This is a genomic window from Kitasatospora acidiphila (assembly GCF_006636205.1).
Lineage (GTDB): Bacteria > Actinomycetota > Actinomycetes > Streptomycetales > Streptomycetaceae > Kitasatospora > Kitasatospora acidiphila.
The window spans coordinates 3,058,351-3,078,715 of the sequence record NZ_VIGB01000003.1 but is presented as its reverse complement, the minus strand read 5'-3'; the positions used below and the strand labels follow the sequence as shown (position 1 = coordinate 3,078,715).

The 20,365-nt window shown below is 72.2% G+C and carries 11 protein-coding genes and 4 pseudogenes; 11 read left to right on the top strand and 4 right to left on the bottom strand.

Annotated features, from left to right (window positions below; all coding sequences use genetic code 11):
- The first annotated feature begins 16 nt into the window (after positions 1 to 16).
- Together E6W39_RS14580 and E6W39_RS14575 are read left to right on the top strand one after the other, a co-directional pair.
- Complete coding sequence (locus E6W39_RS14580) at positions 17 to 697, top strand: ribonuclease HII (RefSeq protein ID WP_141633913.1); 681 nt, start codon at positions 17 to 19, stop codon at positions 695 to 697.
- A gap of 365 nt (positions 698 to 1,062) precedes the next feature.
- Positions 1,063 to 1,650, top strand: a complete 588-nt coding sequence (locus E6W39_RS14575; protein ID WP_228718156.1) for a hypothetical protein — start codon at positions 1,063 to 1,065, stop codon at positions 1,648 to 1,650.
- 349 nt (positions 1,651 to 1,999) lie between these two features.
- On the opposite strand, the pseudogene E6W39_RS41565 reads toward E6W39_RS14575, so the two are convergent.
- Together E6W39_RS41565 and E6W39_RS14565 are read right to left on the bottom strand one after the other, a co-directional pair.
- Positions 2,000 to 2,551, bottom strand: a pseudogene (locus E6W39_RS41565) (hypothetical protein); the annotation flags it as partial.
- A 654-nt stretch (positions 2,552 to 3,205) separates the two neighbouring features.
- Positions 3,206 to 5,454, bottom strand: a pseudogene (locus E6W39_RS14565) (DEAD/DEAH box helicase).
- Between the two features lie 204 nt (positions 5,455 to 5,658).
- Between E6W39_RS14565 and E6W39_RS14560 the strand changes: the two are divergent.
- Positions 5,659 to 7,368, top strand: a complete 1,710-nt coding sequence (locus E6W39_RS14560) for a DUF4192 domain-containing protein (protein WP_181799277.1) — start codon at positions 5,659 to 5,661, stop codon at positions 7,366 to 7,368.
- A gap of 586 nt (positions 7,369 to 7,954) precedes the next feature.
- Here the strand turns inward: E6W39_RS14560 and E6W39_RS14555 are convergent.
- On the bottom strand, positions 7,955 to 9,268 hold the full coding sequence (locus tag E6W39_RS14555; RefSeq protein ID WP_141633910.1) for an alpha/beta fold hydrolase: 1,314 nt from the start codon (positions 9,266 to 9,268) through the stop codon (positions 7,955 to 7,957).
- A 486-nt stretch (positions 9,269 to 9,754) separates the two neighbouring features.
- Between E6W39_RS14555 and E6W39_RS14550 the strand changes: the two genes are divergently transcribed.
- From E6W39_RS14550 to E6W39_RS14515, 8 genes and pseudogenes are all read left to right on the top strand, one after another.
- Positions 9,755 to 11,878 (top strand): glycogen debranching N-terminal domain-containing protein, encoded by a 2,124-nt coding sequence (locus E6W39_RS14550; RefSeq protein ID WP_228718154.1) that lies wholly within the window; start codon positions 9,755 to 9,757, stop codon positions 11,876 to 11,878.
- Positions 11,879 to 12,039: 161 nt separating this feature from the next.
- The gene (locus E6W39_RS14545) at positions 12,040 to 12,783 is read left to right on the top strand and encodes an NUDIX hydrolase (RefSeq protein WP_141633909.1); all 744 of its coding nucleotides are present in this window, start codon (positions 12,040 to 12,042) and stop codon (positions 12,781 to 12,783) included.
- 170 nt (positions 12,784 to 12,953) lie between these two features.
- Complete coding sequence (locus E6W39_RS14540) at positions 12,954 to 14,708, top strand: ATP-binding cassette domain-containing protein (protein WP_141633908.1); 1,755 nt, start codon at positions 12,954 to 12,956, stop codon at positions 14,706 to 14,708.
- A 4-nt stretch (positions 14,709 to 14,712) separates the two neighbouring features.
- Positions 14,713 to 15,426: a hypothetical protein gene (locus tag E6W39_RS14535; protein ID WP_141633907.1), complete on the top strand. Its 714-nt coding sequence runs from the start codon at positions 14,713 to 14,715 to the stop codon at positions 15,424 to 15,426.
- Complete coding sequence (locus E6W39_RS42965; RefSeq protein ID WP_267286694.1) at positions 15,417 to 15,539, top strand: hypothetical protein; 123 nt, start codon at positions 15,417 to 15,419, stop codon at positions 15,537 to 15,539. Before E6W39_RS14535 ends, E6W39_RS42965 begins: the two co-directional genes overlap by 10 nt.
- 237 nt (positions 15,540 to 15,776) lie before the next feature.
- Positions 15,777 to 16,709, top strand: a complete 933-nt coding sequence (locus tag E6W39_RS14525) for a FadR/GntR family transcriptional regulator (RefSeq protein WP_141633905.1) — start codon at positions 15,777 to 15,779, stop codon at positions 16,707 to 16,709.
- A gap of 389 nt (positions 16,710 to 17,098) precedes the next feature.
- Positions 17,099 to 18,735 (top strand): annotated as a pseudogene (locus E6W39_RS14520) (RNA polymerase sigma factor).
- Positions 18,736 to 18,938: 203 nt separating this feature from the next.
- A pseudogene (locus E6W39_RS14515) lies at positions 18,939 to 19,816 on the top strand (S1 family peptidase).
- A gap of 115 nt (positions 19,817 to 19,931) precedes the next feature.
- Here E6W39_RS14515 and E6W39_RS14510 read toward each other — a convergent pair.
- A complete protein-coding gene (locus E6W39_RS14510) occupies positions 19,932 to 20,162 on the bottom strand; it encodes a DUF7455 domain-containing protein (RefSeq protein ID WP_141633904.1) in 231 nt (76 codons plus the stop codon).
- Between the last annotated feature and the right edge of the window lie 203 nt (positions 20,163 to 20,365).

Below are 20,365 nucleotides of genomic sequence, written 5' to 3'. Positions count from 1 at the left end.
AAAAGGACCCGCCGCCATGCCCTTTGAGCCGCCGACCCACAGTGTGGAGCGCTCGCTGCGCCGGGCGGGCGCACGGGTGGTGGTGGGGCTGGACGAGGTCGGGCGCGGGGCCTGGGCCGGGCCGGTGACGGTGGGCGCGGCGGTGACCGGGATGCGCAAGCCGCCGGAGGGCCTGACCGACTCCAAGCTGCTCACCCCGCGCCGGCGGGAGCAACTCGCCCCCGTACTGGCGACATGGGTCACCGCCTCCGCGATCGGGCAGGCTTCGGCGCTGGAGTGCGACGAACTCGGCATGACGGCGGCACTACGACTCGCCGCGGTCCGGGCACTGGAGGCGCTGCCGGTCGAGCCGGACGCGGTGATCCTCGACGGCAAGCACAACTACCTCGGCGGTCCTTGGCGGGTGCGTACCGTGATCAAGGGCGACCAGAGCTGCGTCTGCGTCGCCGCCGCCTCGGTGCTGGCCAAGGTGCACCGGGACGCGCTGATGGCCGAATTGGCACCGCAGTACCCGGCTTATGGTTTTGAGGACAACGCCGGATATCCCTCACCGGTGCATCGTGCGGCGCTGGAGGAATTCGGGCCGACCGATCTGCACCGACTCTCCTGGGCCTATCTGGACGCGCTCCCGAAGTGGAGCCACCTGAAGCGGACTCGGGAAGCGGACGGCGACGAACAGCTCACGCTCGGTTTCTGACTGATCATCAGGAGTGGCCGTGACAGCACGTTCCGCTGATCGGGTCGGTGGTTTGAAGCCCAACGGGTGGGGCGCCCGTGCGCATCCGACCGGCATTTGATAGATATCCGGGTATGCCTGTCTTCCCCGAGGAGCCGGAGATTCACGAGAGTATCCCGGGCCCCGGCGTTCCCTTCCCCCGCGAGTCGGACGCAGAAGCCCTCAATTTGCCTGCCACCGGTCAGATGTCCCCGGCCACACCGGCCGCCACTGCCGAACCGACGGCGCAAGCGGCTCGTTCCGCCGCCGCCCCGGTTCCCGGACCCCGGCCCGGTCCGCGTCCGGGCCCGCGCCCAGGTCCGCGTCCGGCCCCGCCGCGTCCTGCGGTGCCCACGCCCGGTCCGGCGAAGGCCGCGCCGGCGGAGGCCGTGCCGGCGGAGGGCGCGGCCGTAAAGGGCACGTCAGCGACGGGCGCGGCCGCGAAGGCCGCGTCGGCTGCTGCTCCGATGGCGGCGGCCCAGGTGCGGATCCCCAAGCCGGGCACGCGGCCGGATGCCGCACCCGTCGCCAAGCCCGTGGTCCAGCTGGTTCCCGCAGCGCCGGGAGCGGCGTTGGAGCGCGCCGATGAGACAGTCGACCTGCTGCTGGAGTCGGGCCGCAACCCCGGCGACATCCTGGTGTTGACCGCCGACGAGCCTCACCCGTGGCAGCAGCACGAGCTCTCCTTCGGCGCGGACCGCTACTGGGCCCAGCTGGCCGAGGGCACCGATGTCTTCTACGCCGACCTGGAGTTGACCCGTCCGGCCAGCCGCGACGTGGTGGTTCTGGTGCTGGGCGCAGCGGCCGACCCTGGGCGGGCCGTGCTCGCTGTGGAGAAGGCGCGCAACTCGGCGGGCTCGTTGCTCGTGGTCTGCGGTGCGACCGCGCAGCTGAGTGACACCCCGGAGCTCGCGGGGCAACCGGTTCCGGCCTGACGGGACACCGGATCCCGGGTGTCGGGCGCCGACGAGACGAACTGTCGGAGCCCGACGCCCTGTTCCGCATTCCGCTGCGCGGCCGTGCGTACTGCGCGGCCTCGCCTGCCGAGCGGCCCGTGTCTTGAGTGGCCTCGCCTGCCGAGCGGCCCGTTGCCGGCGCACCGGGCGCCGGCGTCGGGCTTCGCTCCGCGCAGGACTCCAAGCGGGGCCAGCCGTTGGCTGGGGAGAGTCCCCGTCAGGCGCTTGAGAGCTCCTGCCCGGGGTGAGCTGGGTGCCCCGGGTGGACTGCGTGCCTGGGGTGGGCTGCGTGCCTGGGGTGGCCTTGGCGTCCAGGGTGATCGGCCACGGGGACGCGACGGGGCAGTTCGGAGACGGTGTGCAGCGGACGCTCTGCCCAGGACCCCGCGTGCGGGGTACGCCCAAATCGGCCCTCACCGAAGACGTGCCAGCCAGCCGGTGTCAACGTGACGTAGGCGCCGCACCGCAGACCATGCAAGGTGGCGGCGTCCCGCAGAGCCCACATCCAGGCGCCGTCCTGCTCGGACCAACCGGCTTGCCCGTCACGGCAGCGAAGCAGTATGGCGGTCCGTCGCGGAGCGGGAAGTCTGAGGTCGTGATGCGTGATCTGGCGCAGCTGGGTGAGCAGCACATTCCGGTGCTGCCAGCCGTCCGTCACGTGTGGGCGAGCGCAGGCCGAGGCCGATGCGACCACTCGGTGGTCGCGATCCAGCACGGCTATCACGGTGGTCCCGGGCTGCGGCAGATGGCGCTGATGCAGCTCGGTGACCAGGTCACGCGGGGCGCGCAGTAGCGGCACCCCGGCAGTGGCCCAGCTCTCCAGACCGATGCTCCGACTCGTGGCGGAGGAAAGCTGACCGCGGTCAAGGCCGTGGATCATGGTCCTCCTTCCCGGCCCGCGTACCGCGCGGGCCCGTGGGTACGCCGAACTCAGGTCCCGGGGACCGACTTCTGGGTACGCTGCAATTCTCGCGGCAGATGCAGCAGGCGGCAACGATGAACTGACAGAAGCCGCCCGAAAACCGGTGATTCGCCGGATTTATTCACCAAATGGCACAGACTTCCTCCAGGTACGTCGTCACCACCTGACCCCACCCGCCTGCGAACTGACTCGACCCGGCCGAGATCCGATTGACCCCGAGTTCACCGACCGTTTGGCCTCTGAGCTCCCCGGACCATTCGTCTCCGGGGCCTGCCAGCGCATTTGGCCCCAGGCACGGCGGACCATCTGGCTCGGGACCACTCACCAGGTCACCCCTTCCTTGGGCTTGCCCCACCTGCCCGCACTGGCCACTGCGGGCCGCGCGGTCCGGGGCCACTGGGTCACCCCGCCCCGGGCTCACCGGGGGGCACCCCGCCCCGGGCTCGCCCGACTCTCCGCCCCTGGGTGCTGCGGGCCGCGCGGCCTGGTGCGCACCGGGTCACCCCGCCCCGGGCTCGCCCGGCTACTGACCAAAGTGCAGCGGACCAACGGCCCCTGCCGCGGCTCGCGGAGGCCGTCGGCCCCCGCGAGCCACACACAACCAGGGACGGCTCAGGCCTGTACCGCCAGGACCAGCGGCAGCACGGCGTGGGCACCGGCCTGGCGGAGCAGTCGGGCTGCGACCGTGACCGTCCAGCCGCTGTCCACCAGATCGTCCACGAGCAGTACCGGACCCTGGACTTCGCTCAGCGCCGCGGCCAGTTCCGCCGGGACCACCAGTGCCCCGGAGAGCGATTTCAGTCGCTGAGCACTGTTGCTGCGCGCACCTGTTGGCGGCTCGCCATGCCGGTATTCGACCCGCCCGAGCAGGGGCAGCCGCCCGACCTCCGCGATCCGACCGGCGAGTGACGAGACCAGCTCTGGGCGGGAGGCGGAGGTCATCGCCACCACCCCGACCGGCCGGGTGGTATCCGGTTCGCCGCTTGCCCAACCGCCCGGGCCGCGGGCCCAGTCGGCCAACACCGTGACCAGGGCGTCCAGGACGTCGGTGGGGACCGGTCCGTCCGGTGCGTTCTCGGCGAGGATGGTTCGAAGCCGACCGCCCCAGCCGATGTCCGATAGCCGGCCCAGGGCGCGGCCGGTCTGGGCCTGCTCATCGGCCGGGATCTTCCCCTTGAGCGCGACCCCGAGGGCGTCCATCCCGGTCGGCCAGAGCCGGCGTGGTTCGAAGCTGACTCCCGGGCGTCCCAACGCCGCCCGGGCTGCTTCCAGCGCTTCGGCGGAGACGGCTGCACTGTGCCCTGGTCCGGCACAGACATCGCACCGCCCGCACGGCGCGGCGAGTTCGTCGTCCAATTGCCGACGCAGGAACTCCATCCGGCACAGCTGCCCGGCTGCGTACTCGCGCATCGCCTGTTGTTCGTCGGCCCGGGCCCGGGCGACCTTGGCATACCGGGGGCCGTCGTAGAGCCAAGGTTCTCCGGTCGCCAGCCAGCCGCCGCGCACCCGGCGTACCGCACCGTCCACATCCAGGACCTTGAGCATGGTCTCCAGGCGGGCCCGGCGAAGGTCCACCCGGGTCTCCAGGGCGGCCGTCGACAACGGCCGGTCGGCCTGGGCCAGTGCGTCGAGGGTGCGGCGGACCTGCTCCTCAGGGGGAAGCCGAGAGAAGCGAAGTAGCGCCAGATCGCTTCGTCCTCTCGACCGGGCAGCAGCAGTACCTCTGCTCGGTCGACGCCGCGGCCGGCTCGGCCCACCTGCTGGTAGTAGGCGATCGGGGAGCCGGGGGAGCCGAGGTGGACCACGAAGCCGAGATCGGGTTTGTCGAAGCCCATGCCGAGAGCGGAGGTTGCCACCAGGGCCTTGACCCGGTTGGCCAGCAGATCGGCCTCCGCGGTGCGCCGCTCGGCGTCCTCCGTGCGACCCGAGTAGGAGGCGACCGGGTAACCGCGGCTCCGCAGGAATTCGGTCACCTCCTCGGCAGCGGCCACCGTGAGGGTGTAGATGATCCCTGAACCCGGCAGCTCGTCGAGGTGGTCGGCGAGCCAGGCCAGTCGGTGTGCCGGGTCGGGGAGCGGGAGAACCGCCAGGCTGAGGCTCTCCCGGTCCAGCGGGCCGCGCAGCACCAGTGCCCGGCCGTCGGCGCCCGTGGTGCCGAGTTGCTCGGCGACGTCCTCGGTGACCCGTGCGTTGGCGGTGGCGGTGGTCGCCAGCACGGGGACACCGGGGGAGAGGTCGGCGAGCATGGTGCGCAGTCGACGATAGTCGGGGCGGAAGTCGTGGCCCCAGTCGGAGATGCAGTGCGCTTCATCGACCACCAGCAGACCGGTGGATGCGGCCAGCTTGGGCAGTACGTGGTCGCGGAAGTCGGGGTTGTTCAGCCGCTCCGGGCTGACCAGCAGAATGTCCACCGCGCCGGCGGACACCTCGGCCTGGATCGTCTCCCACTCTTCGGGGTTGGCCGAGTTGATGGTGCGCGCGTGGATCCCCGCCCGAGCGGCCGACTCGACCTGATTGCGCATCAGGGCGAGGAGCGGGGAGACGATCACCGTCGGGCCGGCGCCGCGGGCACGCAGCAGAGCGGTGGCGATGAAGTAGACAGCGGACTTGCCCCAACCGGTCCGCTGCACCACCAGCGCCCGCCGGTGGTCGACTACCAGCGCTTCAATGGCCAGCCACTGGTCGTCCCGCAGCCGCGCTTTCGGGCCGGCGAGCTCGCGCAGCACCGCCTCGGCACGCTCCCGGACGGCCGTTCGGTCGACCGCGCCGAGAGCGGCGGCGCCTGCGGCCTCAGCAGTGACACCCGGGGTGGTCGCCACGTCGCCGGGGTGCGGGACTGGGGTGGGGATCGGCTGGTTCATGGCATCTATGTAACCCCGCCCGGCCGACAACCGACGAATGAGGTGTCGATGCTGTGGATAACTCCCGAGTAGGGAGGGGGTAGTTCACTCATTCGGCGCAGCCGTGCCGCCCTTTTGCTGCCAGAGTTATCCACAGGTCGGGGGCTATCCACAGGTTTCATGGGTTTTCGCCACCTTGGGTCGGCATGGTCGCACTCTGCCCTCATGACGCACGATGACTCCATCACCCCCGCCAGCCGGCTCGCCGGGTTCCAGCTGCTGCAGATGCGCGGCCCGGCCGACATGGCCGCGATGCTCCCCTACCTGCTCGGCTTCTATCCGGATGACAGCCTGGTCGCCGTGGGCCTGCATGGCCCGCAACTGCAGCAGGGCGGTGCCATCCGGCTCGACATCCCCCAGGACCCGCAGCTCTGGTCCGCCGTCGCTACCGACTTCGCCCGGCTCCTGGTCGAACTCTCGGAGCAGCGCGACCGCCGCCCGGAGGCGGTCCTGCTCTACCTCTGCCGTGATCCCGAGCCGGACAACCCCGCGGTCGTGACCTCGCTGCGTCCGCTGGCCGACCACTTGCTGCGCGCCTTTCGCGAGCTCGACATCCCGGTCAAGGAATCGCTGTGCATCTCCGGCGGCCGCTGGTGGTCCTTCCTCTGCGCCGATCCGGCCTGCTGCCCGCCCAGCGGCACTCCGGTCTACAGCAGTCAGGAGCCCCGGGCCGTGGTCGCCGCCGCCACCTATGCCGGCCTTGCCCCGCGTGGCAGTCGCCGGGCCATCGCGGCCGCGCTCGCGCCGATCGGCCTGCCGGAGGCCGAGGCGCAGCGCGCTGCCCTGGCCCGCCAGACCGCCCTGGCGTGTGAGCGGTTGACGGTGGAGCCGTTCGGGGCCGCGCGGACGGTCGCCGCCACCGCGGAGCTGCTGGAGCGGGCCATGGCCGAGTGCCGATCCGGCAGTCCCCGGCTCGATCCGGAGCGCAGTGCTCGGCTGATCGTCGGCTTGTTGGACAAGGCCACCCGGGATCGTGCCGCCGAATACGCCGAGCCGGAGGAACTGGCCGTTGCCCAGCGGCTCTGGCGATACTTGGCCCGGCGCTGTGTCGCCCCGTATGCCGAGTACGCCAAGGTCCCGCTGACCCTGCTGGCCTGGACCTCTTGGCTGGCCCGGGACACCGCAACGGCCCGCGTGGCCCTCGGTATGGCGCTGGCGCTGGACCCGGACTACACGCTCGCGATTCTGCTCTACGAATCCCTCAACACCGGCTTGGCCCCGGAGGGCCTGCTCGGTATCGTCCGCGGCGAGCGCGCCCGCCGAGCCGGCGAGGCGAGGGTCGATGAGCCTCTATCTGATGATGCATCAGACCCTCCTCCTGGCAGCCTGGTTGATTCGGCGGGTGGGCTTCCGGGTGGTCGGCGAGCAGGTGGGGCTGAAGGGTCTCCCGATTTGCGAGACGCGCAGCCTGTCGACCGAGAGGTCTCGGCGGCTGGAGGCGAGCAGGGACATGAGTCGGCCCCTGGTGCCGGAGGGGCCGCCACCCCGGACATGGCGCCAGCACCTGAATCAAGTGGCCAATCGTCCGATGGATCACGGCAGTCGGGTGCTCGAGGTGCTGCCGCCGCCGCGGGTCGCTCGTTGCTGCGCCCGGTCGCCGGTGCCGTGCCGGGTGAGGCAGGTGCCGGCAAGGGCGATCGGAGGAAGCCGCTCATGCCTCCGGGGGTGCTGCCCGACCAGCGGCGAGGTGGTGACTTGCCGCCGCCATCGGCGGCCGCCTCGCAGTCGGGCGACGGACCGCCCCTGGCGGCTCGCCAGGTCGGACCGTCCTGTGCTGCCGGTCACCTTCGCCGCCTCATGCGCCGCACCGCCCGCCGCGCGCCCGGGTGCTCCGGTGGCGGCCGAAGGTGGAGGAAGGTGTATGGACATGACTGAGCGTCAGGTCGGAGCAATCCCCTCACGGCCCTCGCTCGCGGACGCCGTGCTCGCCCCCGGCCAGCCCTCCACGGCCGACATCGAGGGCGCGCCCGCCGCGGAGCCCACTGCAGCAGGGCCCGTTGCCGTCGGGGTCGCTACCGCCAAGGCCCCTACGCCAGTCGTGCCCCCTGGGCCGGGCGGTTCCCTAGCCGCCGGTGTGTCCGCCGACGAGGCGACCACGCGCGAGGCTCACCCCAGGGTGGGCTTCCGGGCTCGCGCCAAGCTGACCGCGAGCCCCAGCCGCCCGCCTGAGCCGCCGACAGTCCGCACGTTGCCCGGCCGTTCGCCTGCGTTGCCCCATTCTGCCCGTGCGTTGCCCGATCCTGCCGGTGGGCCGCACCTTGCCTGTGGGCCCCACCCCGCTGGTCCGTCCCACCCCGCCGGTAGGCCCAGCCGGCCGGCGTCGACAGCCCGGCCCTGTCACGGGCGCGTGGTCGTCAGACGCCGGCCGGGGCTCGGAGCGGGCGGCCGAGCCCGGCCGCAGCGGCGACTGCCGCAGCTCGGCCGTGCTTACCGAGTGCCGTGGCGGTATTCGAGCCGACCGCTAGGCGTCGCCGCGCGCCATGCGGATCAAACGGTCCAGCACCTGCCCGCCGCTGGCCCGCAGGCCGTCGTGCTCCCACTCGTTGGTCACCCAGGCCCGCAGACCACGCACCGCGTCGGCCGTCGCCAGCGAGTCGGCCGTGTCCACGTACATGTCGTCGTGGTAGACCGCCGCCACCACCGGCACCTGGTTGGCCGCCAGCGCCTCAGGCGAGTAGAGATCGGGCCAGTCCGTGCGATCGGCCAGCAGCTGCGCCGCCTCGCGCAGTGGACGAAGCGCCGGATCGGTCTCGAACATCCACGGGTAGATCATCTCGCCGGTGAACCGCACCGGGGTGCCGTCGGCCAGTGCCTGAAGCGCGTCGAACTCGGGGAACTCCGCGCGCACCTGGTGGGCTGCCCAGGCCGTCGGTCCGGCATCGACCGAGCGCTGCCCGTAGATCGACTCGTGGAGCACGGCGTAGAGCGGGCCGCCGGCGAACGACAGCTGCGACTGGACCCCGGCCAGGAAGGTGTCCGAGAGCTCCAGCCCGGCGCTGCCGCGGACCCAGGCATCCTCCAAGAGGTAGTGCAGCGTGTCGGAACCGCTGCCGGAGCCGAGCAGCAGGCCGAGCGCCTGGAAGGCCGGCACGGTCAGGTCACCGCCGTCGGGCAGCCGTGCCGGTGCGTCGGCCAGGTGCTCGACGACCCGCCGCACCGTCTCGACATCCTGCGGGTAGCGGGCGTAGTGCGCTGTGTTCTTCCGCGCCACCCGCGGGTAGGCGGCCCGGTACACGTCGGCCGCGCTGCTGCGCAGCCCGGCCAGGCCGCCGGTCACCATCGCCTCGCGAACGCCTTCGGGCGCCAGGGACAGGTAGGTCAGCGTGCAGAAGCCGCCGTAGCTCTGGCCGAGCAGAGTCCACTGGCCGCGTTCGCCGAGGAGCTGGCGCCGGATCAGCTCAGCATCACGGACGATCGAGTCGGCGCGGAAGAACGACAGGTACTCGGCCTGCTCGGCGGCACCGCCGCGCAGCGGCAGGGTCTGCCGGGTCGCCGGGGTCGAACGCCCGGTGCCGCGCTGGTCCAGGAGCAGCACGCGGTAGTCGTCCAGGGCCCGGTCCAGCCAACTGTCACGCCCGAGCGGTCGAGCCGCCCGGCCACCCGGCCCGCCCTGCAGGAAGAGCAGCCAGGGCAGCTCTGCCCGCTCCTTGCCCGCCGCGACGACTTCACGGGCGTAGACCTCGATCTGCTCTCCGTGGGGTGCCGCATGGTCCAGCGGCACCTGGAAGAGGTGGTCGGTCAGGACGACGCCTGGCTGTCGGATCACGACGGACATGAGACTCCTTCGTCTGCACTCGGCGCGGCTGGGGTGCGCGCTGTTCCACCTGCGCCGCAGCCGGGCGACCCGCTCCTGGCAGCGGGTGTCGGCCGGCACGGGCCTGGGCACTTCCCGATGCGGTCGGTACCCCCTCGGCACCGTATCCTGGCGCCCGCCGGGCAGCAGCGGCGCCGTCCGTCCGAACCGGTCCGCGACTGCGGGGCAGCGCGGTGCGGATCCGGCGGCGGTCGGCAGTCGAACCGCCAACCGGCGGGGCGTGACCTGCGGCCCGTGCGCCGCGTTCACACTGAGGGGCGCCATCGGGTCCGAGACTCATGGTGGTCCCGCCTCTGCGGGAAAGCCGTGCCCGGGGTGCCGGAGCCGGACTACCGTGCTCCCGGCTCGCCGCTGGGAGGCGCGCGGCCCGCTCCGTGTACGACCGAAACCAGCCAGGACAGGCGGGGCCCGTGGGCCCGCGCTGCCCACCGACAGGAGGAGTGCCCGGTGACGGCCCCCAGGCCAGCACAGACCGCGAACCCGGCCGAGACGGTTGCCGGTGCGCCCCCGGTCACGCCGCCCCGGTTCGAGGCGGCACCGGCCGGGACCGGCCGCCACGGGTCCCAGGCCCGTCGGCAGCCCACCTCGGCCCACGCCGATGTGCTGTGTGTCAGTGCGCCGGCGATGGCCACCTCCGGCCCTGACGGGCAGTTGCGCGGGGACGGGCTGCACGGCTTCTACCGCTCCGGGATCCGCCAGCTGAACCGGATGGAGGTCCGGCTCGGCGGGCTCGAGCCGCTCCCCCTGCAGGGGGAGCTCACCACGGCATCCCAGGCCCGCTTTCTCGGTGCGATTCGAGTGCCCGGCGAGCTCGATCCGGACCCGGCGCTGACCGTGGAGCGCGTGCGGCATGCGGATGGTCTCGAAAGCATCACCGTGCGCAACGCCGGCAGCCGCCCGGCGCGGCTCCCCTTGGAAATCGCTCTCGGTACCGATCTCGGCAACCTCGCGGAGATCGGCGCGGGCGCCCGGCTGCCGGACATCTCGGCGCAGGTCCAGTCCGCAGGTCTGCGGTGGATCGGCCGGGGGCACAGCGCCACGGTGATAGCCCGGCCGTCGCCGCATGCCGTACTCGCGGGCGCCGGCGTGCTGCGCTGGGACCTGGAGGTCCAGCCCGGGGCCCGATGGTCGGTCGAGCTGCGAGTGGAGTTGGAGCCGCAGGCACCCGCCCAGGTGCGTCCGCCGATCGGTCGCGGCGCCGGAGTCCCCGCCCCCTGGACGGATCTGCAGGTCCGCTGTGACGACCCGCGGGCCGAGTTGCAGGTGAGTCGCTCGCTGGAGGCGCTGAGCAGCCTGCTGCTGGCCGACGCCGACCGGCCGAGCGACCTCTACGCGGCCTCGGGCGCCCCGTGGCGGTTCGGCCTTGCGGCAGCCGACGCGCTCTGGGCGGCCCGGCTCACCCTGCCGCTCGGCACCAGGCTCGCCGCCGGAACACTGCGCGCCCTGGCACGCCGTCAGCAACCGGCCGGCAGCCGGGGCGAGGGGGTCATCCCGGGGCCGCTGCGACATGCGGGGCCCGAGCTGCCACCCTCCTGTACGGCTACCGAGGCGACCCTGCTCTTCATCACCGTCCTTGCTGAGGCCTGGCGCTGGGGGCTGCCCGGTTCGGAGGTGACGGAGCTGCTGCCGGCGGCCGAGCGGGCGTTGGCGGCGCTGCGGGCCACCGCCGAGGCCGGGCTGGTGGACGGTTTCGTGGCGGACCTGAGCCGGCTGGGCGATGACCGGGCCGCCGGGCCGCCCGCTGCCCGCTGCGAGGTGCAGGCCCAGGCCCACCGCGCCGCACTGCACGGTGCGGAGCTGCTGGATGCCTTCGGCCGGCCCGGTGCCGGCTACTGGCGTGAGTGGGCGGAGGAGCTGCGAGAGCGCTTCCACCAGCAGTTCTGGGTGGACGACCTCTCCGGTGGCCGGCCCGCAGCGGCGCTGATGGCCGACGGGCGCTTGGTGAACGCCGTCACCAGTTCCTCGGTGCACCTGCTCGACCTCGGACTAGGCGCAACGGGCGATGCCCTGCCGGGCTTGCTCGGCCGCGAGCAGACCCGGCTGCTGGCCAACCGGTTGGTCACGCCTGATCTCGACTGCGGCTGGGGTTTGCGGACCTTGGGCGCGAAGTCGCCCCGGTTCAACCCGCTCGGCCACCGCAGCGGTGCGGTGCGGGTGCTGGAGACGGCACTCGCGATCTCCGGGCTGGCCGAGGCGGGGTTCGAGCGCGAGGCCGGGATGCTGTTGGAAGGCCTGCTCGGGGCCGGAGCCCACTTCGACGGCCGGCTGCCGGAGATGTACGCGGGGGAGCAGCGGCTGTCCAACTGCCCGCCGGCACCGCACCCGGCAGCCTGCCGACCGGCAGCGGGCGCCGCCGCCGGAGCCGCGCACGCGATCTTCGCGCTGGCCGGCGTCCGCCCGGACGTGCCCGCCGGGCGCGTGCTGGTCCGGCCGGCCAGTACGGCTCCGCTGGGGGAGTTGGAGCTAGCGGGCCTGCGGGTGGCGGGAGAGCCGTTCTCGGTACGGGTCAGCCGGATCGGTGTCGCTGTGGTCGAGGAGGCTTCCCCGGAGCTGCAACTGGGCAAGGGCTGACGGGCAGTCGGCTGATGTGAGCGGGCCCGGTGCCGCGCACATCAGCGAGCCCGCAAAGCCCCATGGGCGCCAGATGCACTGCGCAGCGCGCCAGTCACGTAGTGATACTGCTTTTGGTTGACCTCGTGTTTATCGTCAAAGAGACGACTATGATCGGCCTCATGTCTCGCTATGACCCGTCGGCCTTTCCCCCGTTCGCAGTCACGGTCGATCTTGTGGTGCTGACGGTCCGCGAGCATGAACTCTGCGCGCTGCTGGTGCGGCGGGGCGAGCCCCCGTTTCAGGGGTACTGGGCGCTGCCGGGTGGCTTCGTGCGCCCCGACGAGGGCCTGGGAGAGGCAGCCTCCCGCGAGCTGGCCGAGGAGACCGGCCTGCGTGCACACGCCTCGGGCGGCCAGATCGCGGTCGGCGCACACCTTGAGCAACTCGCCACCTACGGACACCCCCAGCGTGACCCGCGGATGCGGGTGGTGAGTGTGGCTCATCTGGCGCTGGCCCCTGACCTGCCCACCCCCAAGCCCGGCGGTGATGCCCGAGGTGCGCGCTGGGCACCCGTCGGTGAGCTGCTCGGCCCGGCCGAGGCGGACCGTGAACCGCTCGCCTTCGACCATGCGCTGATCCTCGCGGACGGGGTCGAGCGGGCCCGCTCGAAGATCGAGTACTCCGCGCTCGCCACCGCCTTCTGCCCGGAGGAGTTCACGGTCGGCGAGCTGCGCCGGGTCTATGAGGCGGTCTGGGGCGTGGCGCTCGATCCGCGCAACTTCCACCGCAAGGTCACCGGGACGCCGGGCTTCCTGGTCCCGTCCGGCGGTACCACGACCCGTCAGGGCGGCCGTCCGGCCCAGCTGTTCACGGCCGGTGGCGCCACCGTGCTCAACCCGCCGATGCTGCGTCCCGACTCCTGACGCCGCATCACCAGAGGTCCGCCCCGGCCGTCCCCTGATCGGGTGAGACAGGCCGCGAACTGGCCTGCCTCGCCTGCACAATGCCCGAAAAGCCCTGGTGCGCAGCCTAGGGTGCTGAATTCGGAGCGGCTGAGCCGCCAGGGCAGCAGAGCACGTGGGAGCAGCCAGTGATGATCCAGGCCAGTGGACTCACGAAGGTCTACCGTCGTGGCCGCCGCCCGGCCGTCTTCGATCTCGGTTTCGATGTCAGACCCGGTTCCGTGACCGCCCTGCTCGGCCCCGAGGATGCCGGCAAGACCACTGCCCTGCGGCTGATGCTCCAGTTGGAGAACGGCCTTGGTGTGACGCTCTTCGACGGTCGTGTCTACCGCCGGCTGCGGCACCCCGAGCGGGAGGTCGGGGTACTGCTGCCGACAGCCCACCCGGGGCTGGGCAGCCCCGGCCGGACGGCCCGCGGTCATCTGCGGATGCTGGCCGCCGCGGTCGGCGTGCCGCCGCGCCGGGCCGACGAGCTGCTGGAGCAGGCCGGGTTGGCAGGTTCGGCAGACCAGCGGTTGCGCACCTTCTCCGTCGAAATGGCCCGGCGCCTCGGCTTCGCGGCTGCGCTGCTAGGTGAGCCGAAATCGCTCCTGCTGGACAACCCGACCGCAGGGCTGTCCGCCAGCGGGCTGGAGCGGCTGCATTCGTTCATCCGGACCTTCCCGGCAGGCGGCGGATCGGTGCTGTTCACCACGCGCAGCCCAGAGGAGGCCGCGCAACTGGCTGATCGCGTGGTGACCCTGGCAGACGGCCAGCAGGTGGCCGACCAGCCGGTCTCCGAGTTCCGCCGGACCCGACTGCACCCGGAGGTCGCGGTCCGCGGGCCGCAGATGGCCAGGCTCGCCGACCTGCTGACCGAGCAGGGCGCCGACGTCCGGCCGGAGGGCGGTGCTGGCCTCGCGGTCAGTGGCCTGGCGCGCACCGAGATCGGCGAGCTCGCCTACCGCCACGGCATCATGCTGCACGAGCTCGCCGACCGGGTGGCGGAGCAGCCGGCCCCGCGTCCGGCCCGTCCGATGCCTGACCGGCTGGCGCCCGCCCCGACGGTCCAGCTGCGCCGGATGGCCGCGATCGTCGTGGGAGGACGTTCGGCTCTGCCCCCGCTGCGCCCTCCGATGTCCGACCGTGGAGCAGAGGGGTTGCCCACGATCGAGCTACCGCCGGTCCTTGACCCACTGCCGTCGGCGGCCATGGATACGGCTGCGGATTCACCTGAGTTCTCGCCAGGAGCCTGGGCGGCCGAGGCGGCGAGCATCGAGTCGCTGCCCTTGGGCGGCGCGCTGGCAGCCGTCATCCCCCAACCGCCCGCCCCCGATGGTGCCCCCGATATCGCCTGCGGGGAGCTTGACACTGCGGCGTCGTCGGCAGCGGCTTTCCGGCAGCCCGCCCTCGTGATCGACGGTGCCGCCTCCTCGGTCGTCCCGCCCCACGAGGCACCTCTCGCCGCCCCTGAGGCACCTCTCGCCGCCTACGAGACGCCGCCCCCCGCTCATCCGGCCTGGAGTAGCGCGGCCCCCGTCCCCGACCTCGCCGCCCCCGCCGCCGACCTCGCTGCCGAGCCGCCCACCGCCACCAGCACCCTCGCCGGCGGCAGTCCGATCGCCGGCGCCAGCGCCCTCAGCTCTGCCAGCGCCCTCAGCGCCGCCGGTTCCCTCGCCAGCCCCGGTTCCCTCGCCAGCCCCGGTCCTCTCACCAGCCCCGGTCCTCTCACCAGCCCCGGTCCTCTCACCAGCCCCGGCGCCCGCACCGCCGTGGTGCCCGCCGACGACGGCGAGCCGGGCGCCCCGCCCCGCCCATCGCCGCTGTCGGCTGTCCACGACCTCGAACCCCTGGCCATCAGCCACGATCCGCAGCCCCTGACGGGGCCCGACCACTGGAACGGGTGATCGCATGCGAGCCCTCGCTTACGAAGGCCGCCGACTGCTCGGGATCCGGAGCACCTGGCTGATCCTGGCGGCAGCCCTGCTGACCCAGGCAGCGGCCACGGCGCTGCTCGCCCACCGCGCGGGCCCGGCGGACCTCCGGATGCCGCAGCTGGTCCGGACCGTCACCGCCACGCTTCCGCTGCTGCCGCTCCCACTCGCCGGGCTGGCCGCCGGTCTGCTCGGCGCCCTCGCCGCCGACCACGAGGTGCGCCAGCCCGGTCTCGCCGCCTCCCAGGTCCGCTTCCTGGTCCGGATGCGCCTGCTGCTGGCCAAGCTGGGTCTGGTCGGTGCGGTGGCAGCGGTCCTGGCCGCCGTCTCGCTGCTGGTCGACGCCGTCGCCGTGCGGCTGATCCGGCCGTCAACGGCTCACCTCCTGAACTTCGGAGAGGTCGCAAGCCTCGGACACCTGCGGGCCGACCGCTGGCCGTTGAGCATGCTGCTCGCCTTCACCGCGGTGGTGGTCGCGGCCGGCTGGCTGGGGTCCTGGCCGCAGCGCTGTCCCGCAGTGCGGTGGTCGGCTTCCTGCTGTTCTGCGCACTGCCCATGCTGGTCGAGGTCGTGGCCGACATGCCGCTGCTCCACCGGCTGCGCGAGGCCGGGCTGCCCTTGGTGGCCCAGCTGGCCCACGCCACCCGAACGGCTCGGGTGCCGTGGGCCGAGTCGGCGTCGGTGCCGCTGAACATCCTGGACCCGGTTGCCCAGCCGGTCCCCGTGCTCGGGGCGCTGCTGGTTCCGGCCGGCCTGCTGCTGATCCTCTGTGTGCTGACCCAGGTCCGCCGCCGGTCCTTCTGACCCGGGCCCCCGCGGCTGCACCGTCCCGGGGACGGGCTCGGTCGCTTCCGGGCCCGGCCAGGCCCGGTCCCGCTCCCACCCCGCTCCACCCACCCCACCCCATCCGCCCCACCCGCCCCCGCCGCAGTACTCACACTCCGTCAGAAGGCAGTGCGAAGCAGGCAGCTTCGAGATCGCTACGGCCATTTCCGCTTGCTAAGAAGTCAATGGTTCAGCCCCGGGCGATCACCCTTTCGTGTGCTTTTCACGAGAATCCTCAAGCCGCGCGCGCCGATCGCCGACAAAGGACGTGTGAGTACCCTTGCGCACACCGCCATCACCGTCGCCCGCACCGCCGAGGCCCCCGCGTCCGGCGCTGCCGAGCTCGACCGTTTCTCCTACGCCGATCGGCCGACTCCGCCTGTCCCCCGTTGGGACGGGGCGGAGAGTGACCTCGCCAGGGTCGGCCGCAAGACCACCAGCAGCCGCGGCCGCGGGCTGCACGGGCAGCTCGTCCAGCAGCTCGGTCAGATGATCGTCTCCGGTGACCTGGGCGCCGACCGCCCGCTGGTCCCGGAGGAGATCGGGCAGCGGTTCGAGGTCTCCCGCACCGTGGTCCGCGAGTCGCTGCGCGTCCTGGAGGCCAAGGGCCTGGTCAGCGCCCGGCCGAACGTCGGCACCCGGGTCCGCCCGGTGGGCGACTGGAACCTGCTGGACCCGGACATCATCGAGTGGCGCGCCTTCGGTCCGCAGCGCGAGGAGCAGCGCCGGGAGCTGTGCGAGATGCGCTGGGCGATCGAGCCGCTGGCCGCCCGGCTGGCCTCCGGCCACGGGCGTGAGGACATCCAGCAGCGACTGGCCGAGCTGACCGAGATCATGAGCGCGGCGTCCGCCCAGGGTGACCTGGTCACCTTCTCGCGGGCCGACGCGGAGCTGCACGCCCTGATCCTGCAGATGGCCGGCAACCGGATGCTGGAGCACCTGTCCGGCATCGTGGCCGCGGCGCTGCAGGTCAGCGGCGGTCCGGCGACCGCCTGCGAGCGGCTCTCGGAGAGTTCGGCGGCGGTGCACGGCCGCCTGGTGGATGCCATCGGCGGCGGCGACGGCGCGGCGGCCGAGACCGCGATGCGCACCCTGTTGACCGTCCACCCGGACGTGGAACACGCGGTGCCCGCGCCCCGCGAGCACTGAGCGGGTCGGCCACGGACCTGCTGGACGTGAGCAGAGCCCTCCGGAGACCCGCGCAGCCGCGTCCGGGACCATCCGGGGGGCCGCCGTCGGGTCCGTCCGGTCTCCTGCCGGGCAGTGTGTGACCTGTGCCACGGGCGGCATGCGTAACACTTGAGGAGCGGCAGCGATGTGTACGGAGCGGAAGCAGCTCCGGAATACCCGCGCCATGTCAGAATGCTGTGTTGGTCTGCGGCGCTGCTGCCGTCCTACAAACCAGCGTCCTGCAAACCCAGTCCTCAAGTCCGAGCCGGTCGGAAATCCCCGCCTGTCCCCGCGGCAGGTGCTCCTTCCACGCCCTCTCGGGCGGTCCGGTACGGGTTCGAGTCCACTCTTCGTCCGAGAGGTTGTTCGTGTCGGCCAGCACATCCCGTTCGCTCCCCCCGAGATCGCAGAGTCCGCGGCCCTGCTGGCGCTCATCGAGCGGGGCAAGGCCCAGGGGCAGATCGCCGGTGACGACGTGCGTCAGGCATTCGAGGCGGACCAGATCCCGGTCACCAAGTGGAAGAACGTCATGCGCAGCCTCAACCAGGTGTTGATTGAGGAGGGGGTGGACCTGATGGTCAGCGCGGCCGAACCGTCCGCCGCCAAGCGCAAGAGCGTCGCGGCCAAGAGCACCACCAAGCGCACCGCCACCAAGGCGGTCACGACCCGTACTCCGAGCGCGCCGACCAAGCCCCCGGTGCGGATCGCGCCCGCCGCGACCGTGGCCCCGGCCACAGTGAGCTCGGTCACCTCCGTCACGGTGGTCGCCTCGCTGAACGACCCGGTGGGCACCGAGTCGATCGCCGCGCCCGGCGTCGCGGCGCCGGCCAAGAAGGCCGCCGCCCCGGCGAAGAAGGCCGCTGCCAAGAAGACCGCCGCCCCGGCGAAGAAGACCACTGCCAAGAAGACCGCTTCGAAGGCCGAGAAGGCCGAGGGCGACGAGGAGCTGCTGGGCGACGAGGAGCTCCTGGAGGACGTGGCGCTGCCCGCCGGCAAGGCCGAGACCGAAGGCGAGCCGGAGGAGGAGTCGGAGGGCTTCGTCCTCTCCGACGACGACGAGGACGACGCCCCGGCCCAGCAGGTGGCCGTCGCCGGTGCCACCGCCGACCCGGTCAAGGACTACCTGAAGCAGATCGGCAAGGTGCCGCTGCTCAACGCCGAGCAGGAGGTCGAGCTCGCCAAGCGGATCGAGGCGGGCCTGTTCGCCGAGGACAAGCTGAGCCAGGCCGACAAGCTGGCCCCCAAGCTCAAGCGCGAGCTGGAGATCATCGCCGAGGACGGCCGCCGGGCCAAGAACCACCTGCTGGAGGCCAACCTCCGCCTGGTGGTCTCGCTGGCGAAGCGTTACACCGGCCGCGGCATGCTCTTCCTGGACCTGATCCAGGAGGGCAACCTCGGTCTGATCCGTGCGGTCGAGAAGTTCGACTACACCAAGGGCTACAAGTTCTCGACCTACGCGACCTGGTGGATCCGCCAGGCGATCACCCGCGCGATGGCCGACCAGGCCCGCACCATCCGCATCCCGGTGCACATGGTCGAGGTCATCAACAAGCTGGCCCGCGTCCAGCGCCAGATGCTCCAGGACCTGGGCCGCGAGCCCACCCCGGAGGAGCTGGCCAAGGAGCTCGACATGACCCCCGAGAAGGTCATCGAGGTCCAGAAGTACGGCCGCGAGCCGATCTCGCTGCACACCCCGCTGGGCGAGGACGGCGACAGCGAGTTCGGTGACCTGATCGAGGACTCCGAGGCGGTCGTCCCGGCCGACGCGGTCTCCTTCACCCTCCTCCAGGAGCAGCTGCACTCGGTGCTCGACACGCTGAGCGAGCGCGAGGCCGGCGTGGTCTCGATGCGCTTCGGCCTCACCGACGGTCAGCCGAAGACGCTGGACGAGATCGGCAAGGTCTACGGGGTCACCCGTGAGCGCATCCGCCAGATCGAGTCGAAGACCATGTCCAAGCTGCGCCACCCGTCGCGTTCCCAGGTGCTCCGCGACTACCTGGACTGATCGCAGCTCGTCAGGCCGGCCGAGGGCCCGGAACGGTTCGCCGTTCCGGGCCCTCGGCCGTTTCCGGCGGCGGGGCCGTCAGCCGGGTGGGTGCTCCGGGTCACTCGTACGGGTGTCTGGCGGTGGCACAACGGGCACGCAGCGTGAGAATCTGACTACGCTATGGCGGTTGCCCGCTGTCGAACCGCTCGGAGTGTCGTGTGATGTCCGTCTCGTCGATTTCGTCCCGTGCTGGCCTTCGTCGCACCGCCCGGCCGCTGTCCGGCCGCCGGCGGGCCGCCGCGCTGACCCTGCTCGCGGTGCTGCCGACCGCGCTGGTCTCCCTGGGCGCCTCGCCCGCCCATGCCGATCGGCGGATCGTAGGCGGCTCGATGGACAGCACCGATCAGCATCCCTGGATGGTGGCGGTGGCCAGCCGGGCCCAGTACGGGAACGCCCGCTCCGGTCAGTTCTGCGGCGGAACCCTGGTGGCGCCCACCAAGGTGGTCACCGCCGCGCACTGCTTCTACGACGACCAGACCGGCAAGCCGATCGAGCGCCCGGGGCTGAAGGTCGTGGTGGGCCGGAGCGACCTGGCCGGGCGGCAGGGGTGGAGGTGCCGGTCACCAACGTCTGGATCCACCCGCAGTACTCGTTCGAGGAGAACATGCAGGACGTGGCGGTGCTCACCCTGCAGACCCCGCAGTCGGACCGGGCCGTGCTGCCGCTGGTCGGCCAGGGCGAGACGGCGCCCTACGCCCCGGGTACCGAGGCCACGGTCTACGGCTGGGGTGACACCACGGGGCGGGGCAGCTACGCCGACACGCTGCACAGCGTCGACGTCCCGATGGTGTCCGACGACGAGTGCGCGCGCGACTACCCGGGCGGCCCGGACGGCAGCTTCGATGCCCGCGGCATGGTCTGCGCGGGTGAGGCGCGCGGGGGCAAGGACGCCTGCCAGGGCGACAGCGGCGGCCCGCTGGTGGTCGGCGGCCGACTGATCGGGCTGGTCAGCTGGGGCACCGGCTGCGCCGAGGCCGGGCATCCGGGCGTCTACACCCGGCTGGCGGCGGTGGCGGACGCGGTCCGTGGCCAGCTCTGATCGCCGAGCCGCCGACCGGGGCCGGATACGACGCCGGGCGGCAGGCTTGTCAGCCTGCCGCCCGGTGGCCGGCCCGCAAGGGCCGACCTCAGCACGTCAAGGGAGCGTCGAACGCTCAGCGCTCATCGTTGGCGGCCGAGGCCGTCGTGGTGGCGAGACGACCGCTCTCGTCCTGTATGTCCACGGCGATCTTCTTGAGCTCCGGCTCGAACTTCCGCCCGTGGTGGGCGCAGAAGAGCAGCTCTCCGCCGCTGGCCAGCACGACGCGCAGGTAGGCCTGGGCGCCGCAGCGGTCGCAGCGGTCAGCCGCGGTGAGCGGGCTCGCAGGTGTCAGAACAGTAGTCACGTCGCCTCTTCTCTAGCTCGACGAGCTGTCGTACCAGGGTCAACATCCAACCAGGCCGAAAACGTTCCCGCTCGTGGCTTTTCTTCTTTGAGGATTCTGCTGTGTTGATGAGGACGTGCCCCGGGCACCGGTGGTTCATGCGTGCCGGAATCCGCGACCTGTCTATCACTCGAACGCACCTTCGAACTGTTGTCCGAAGGTGG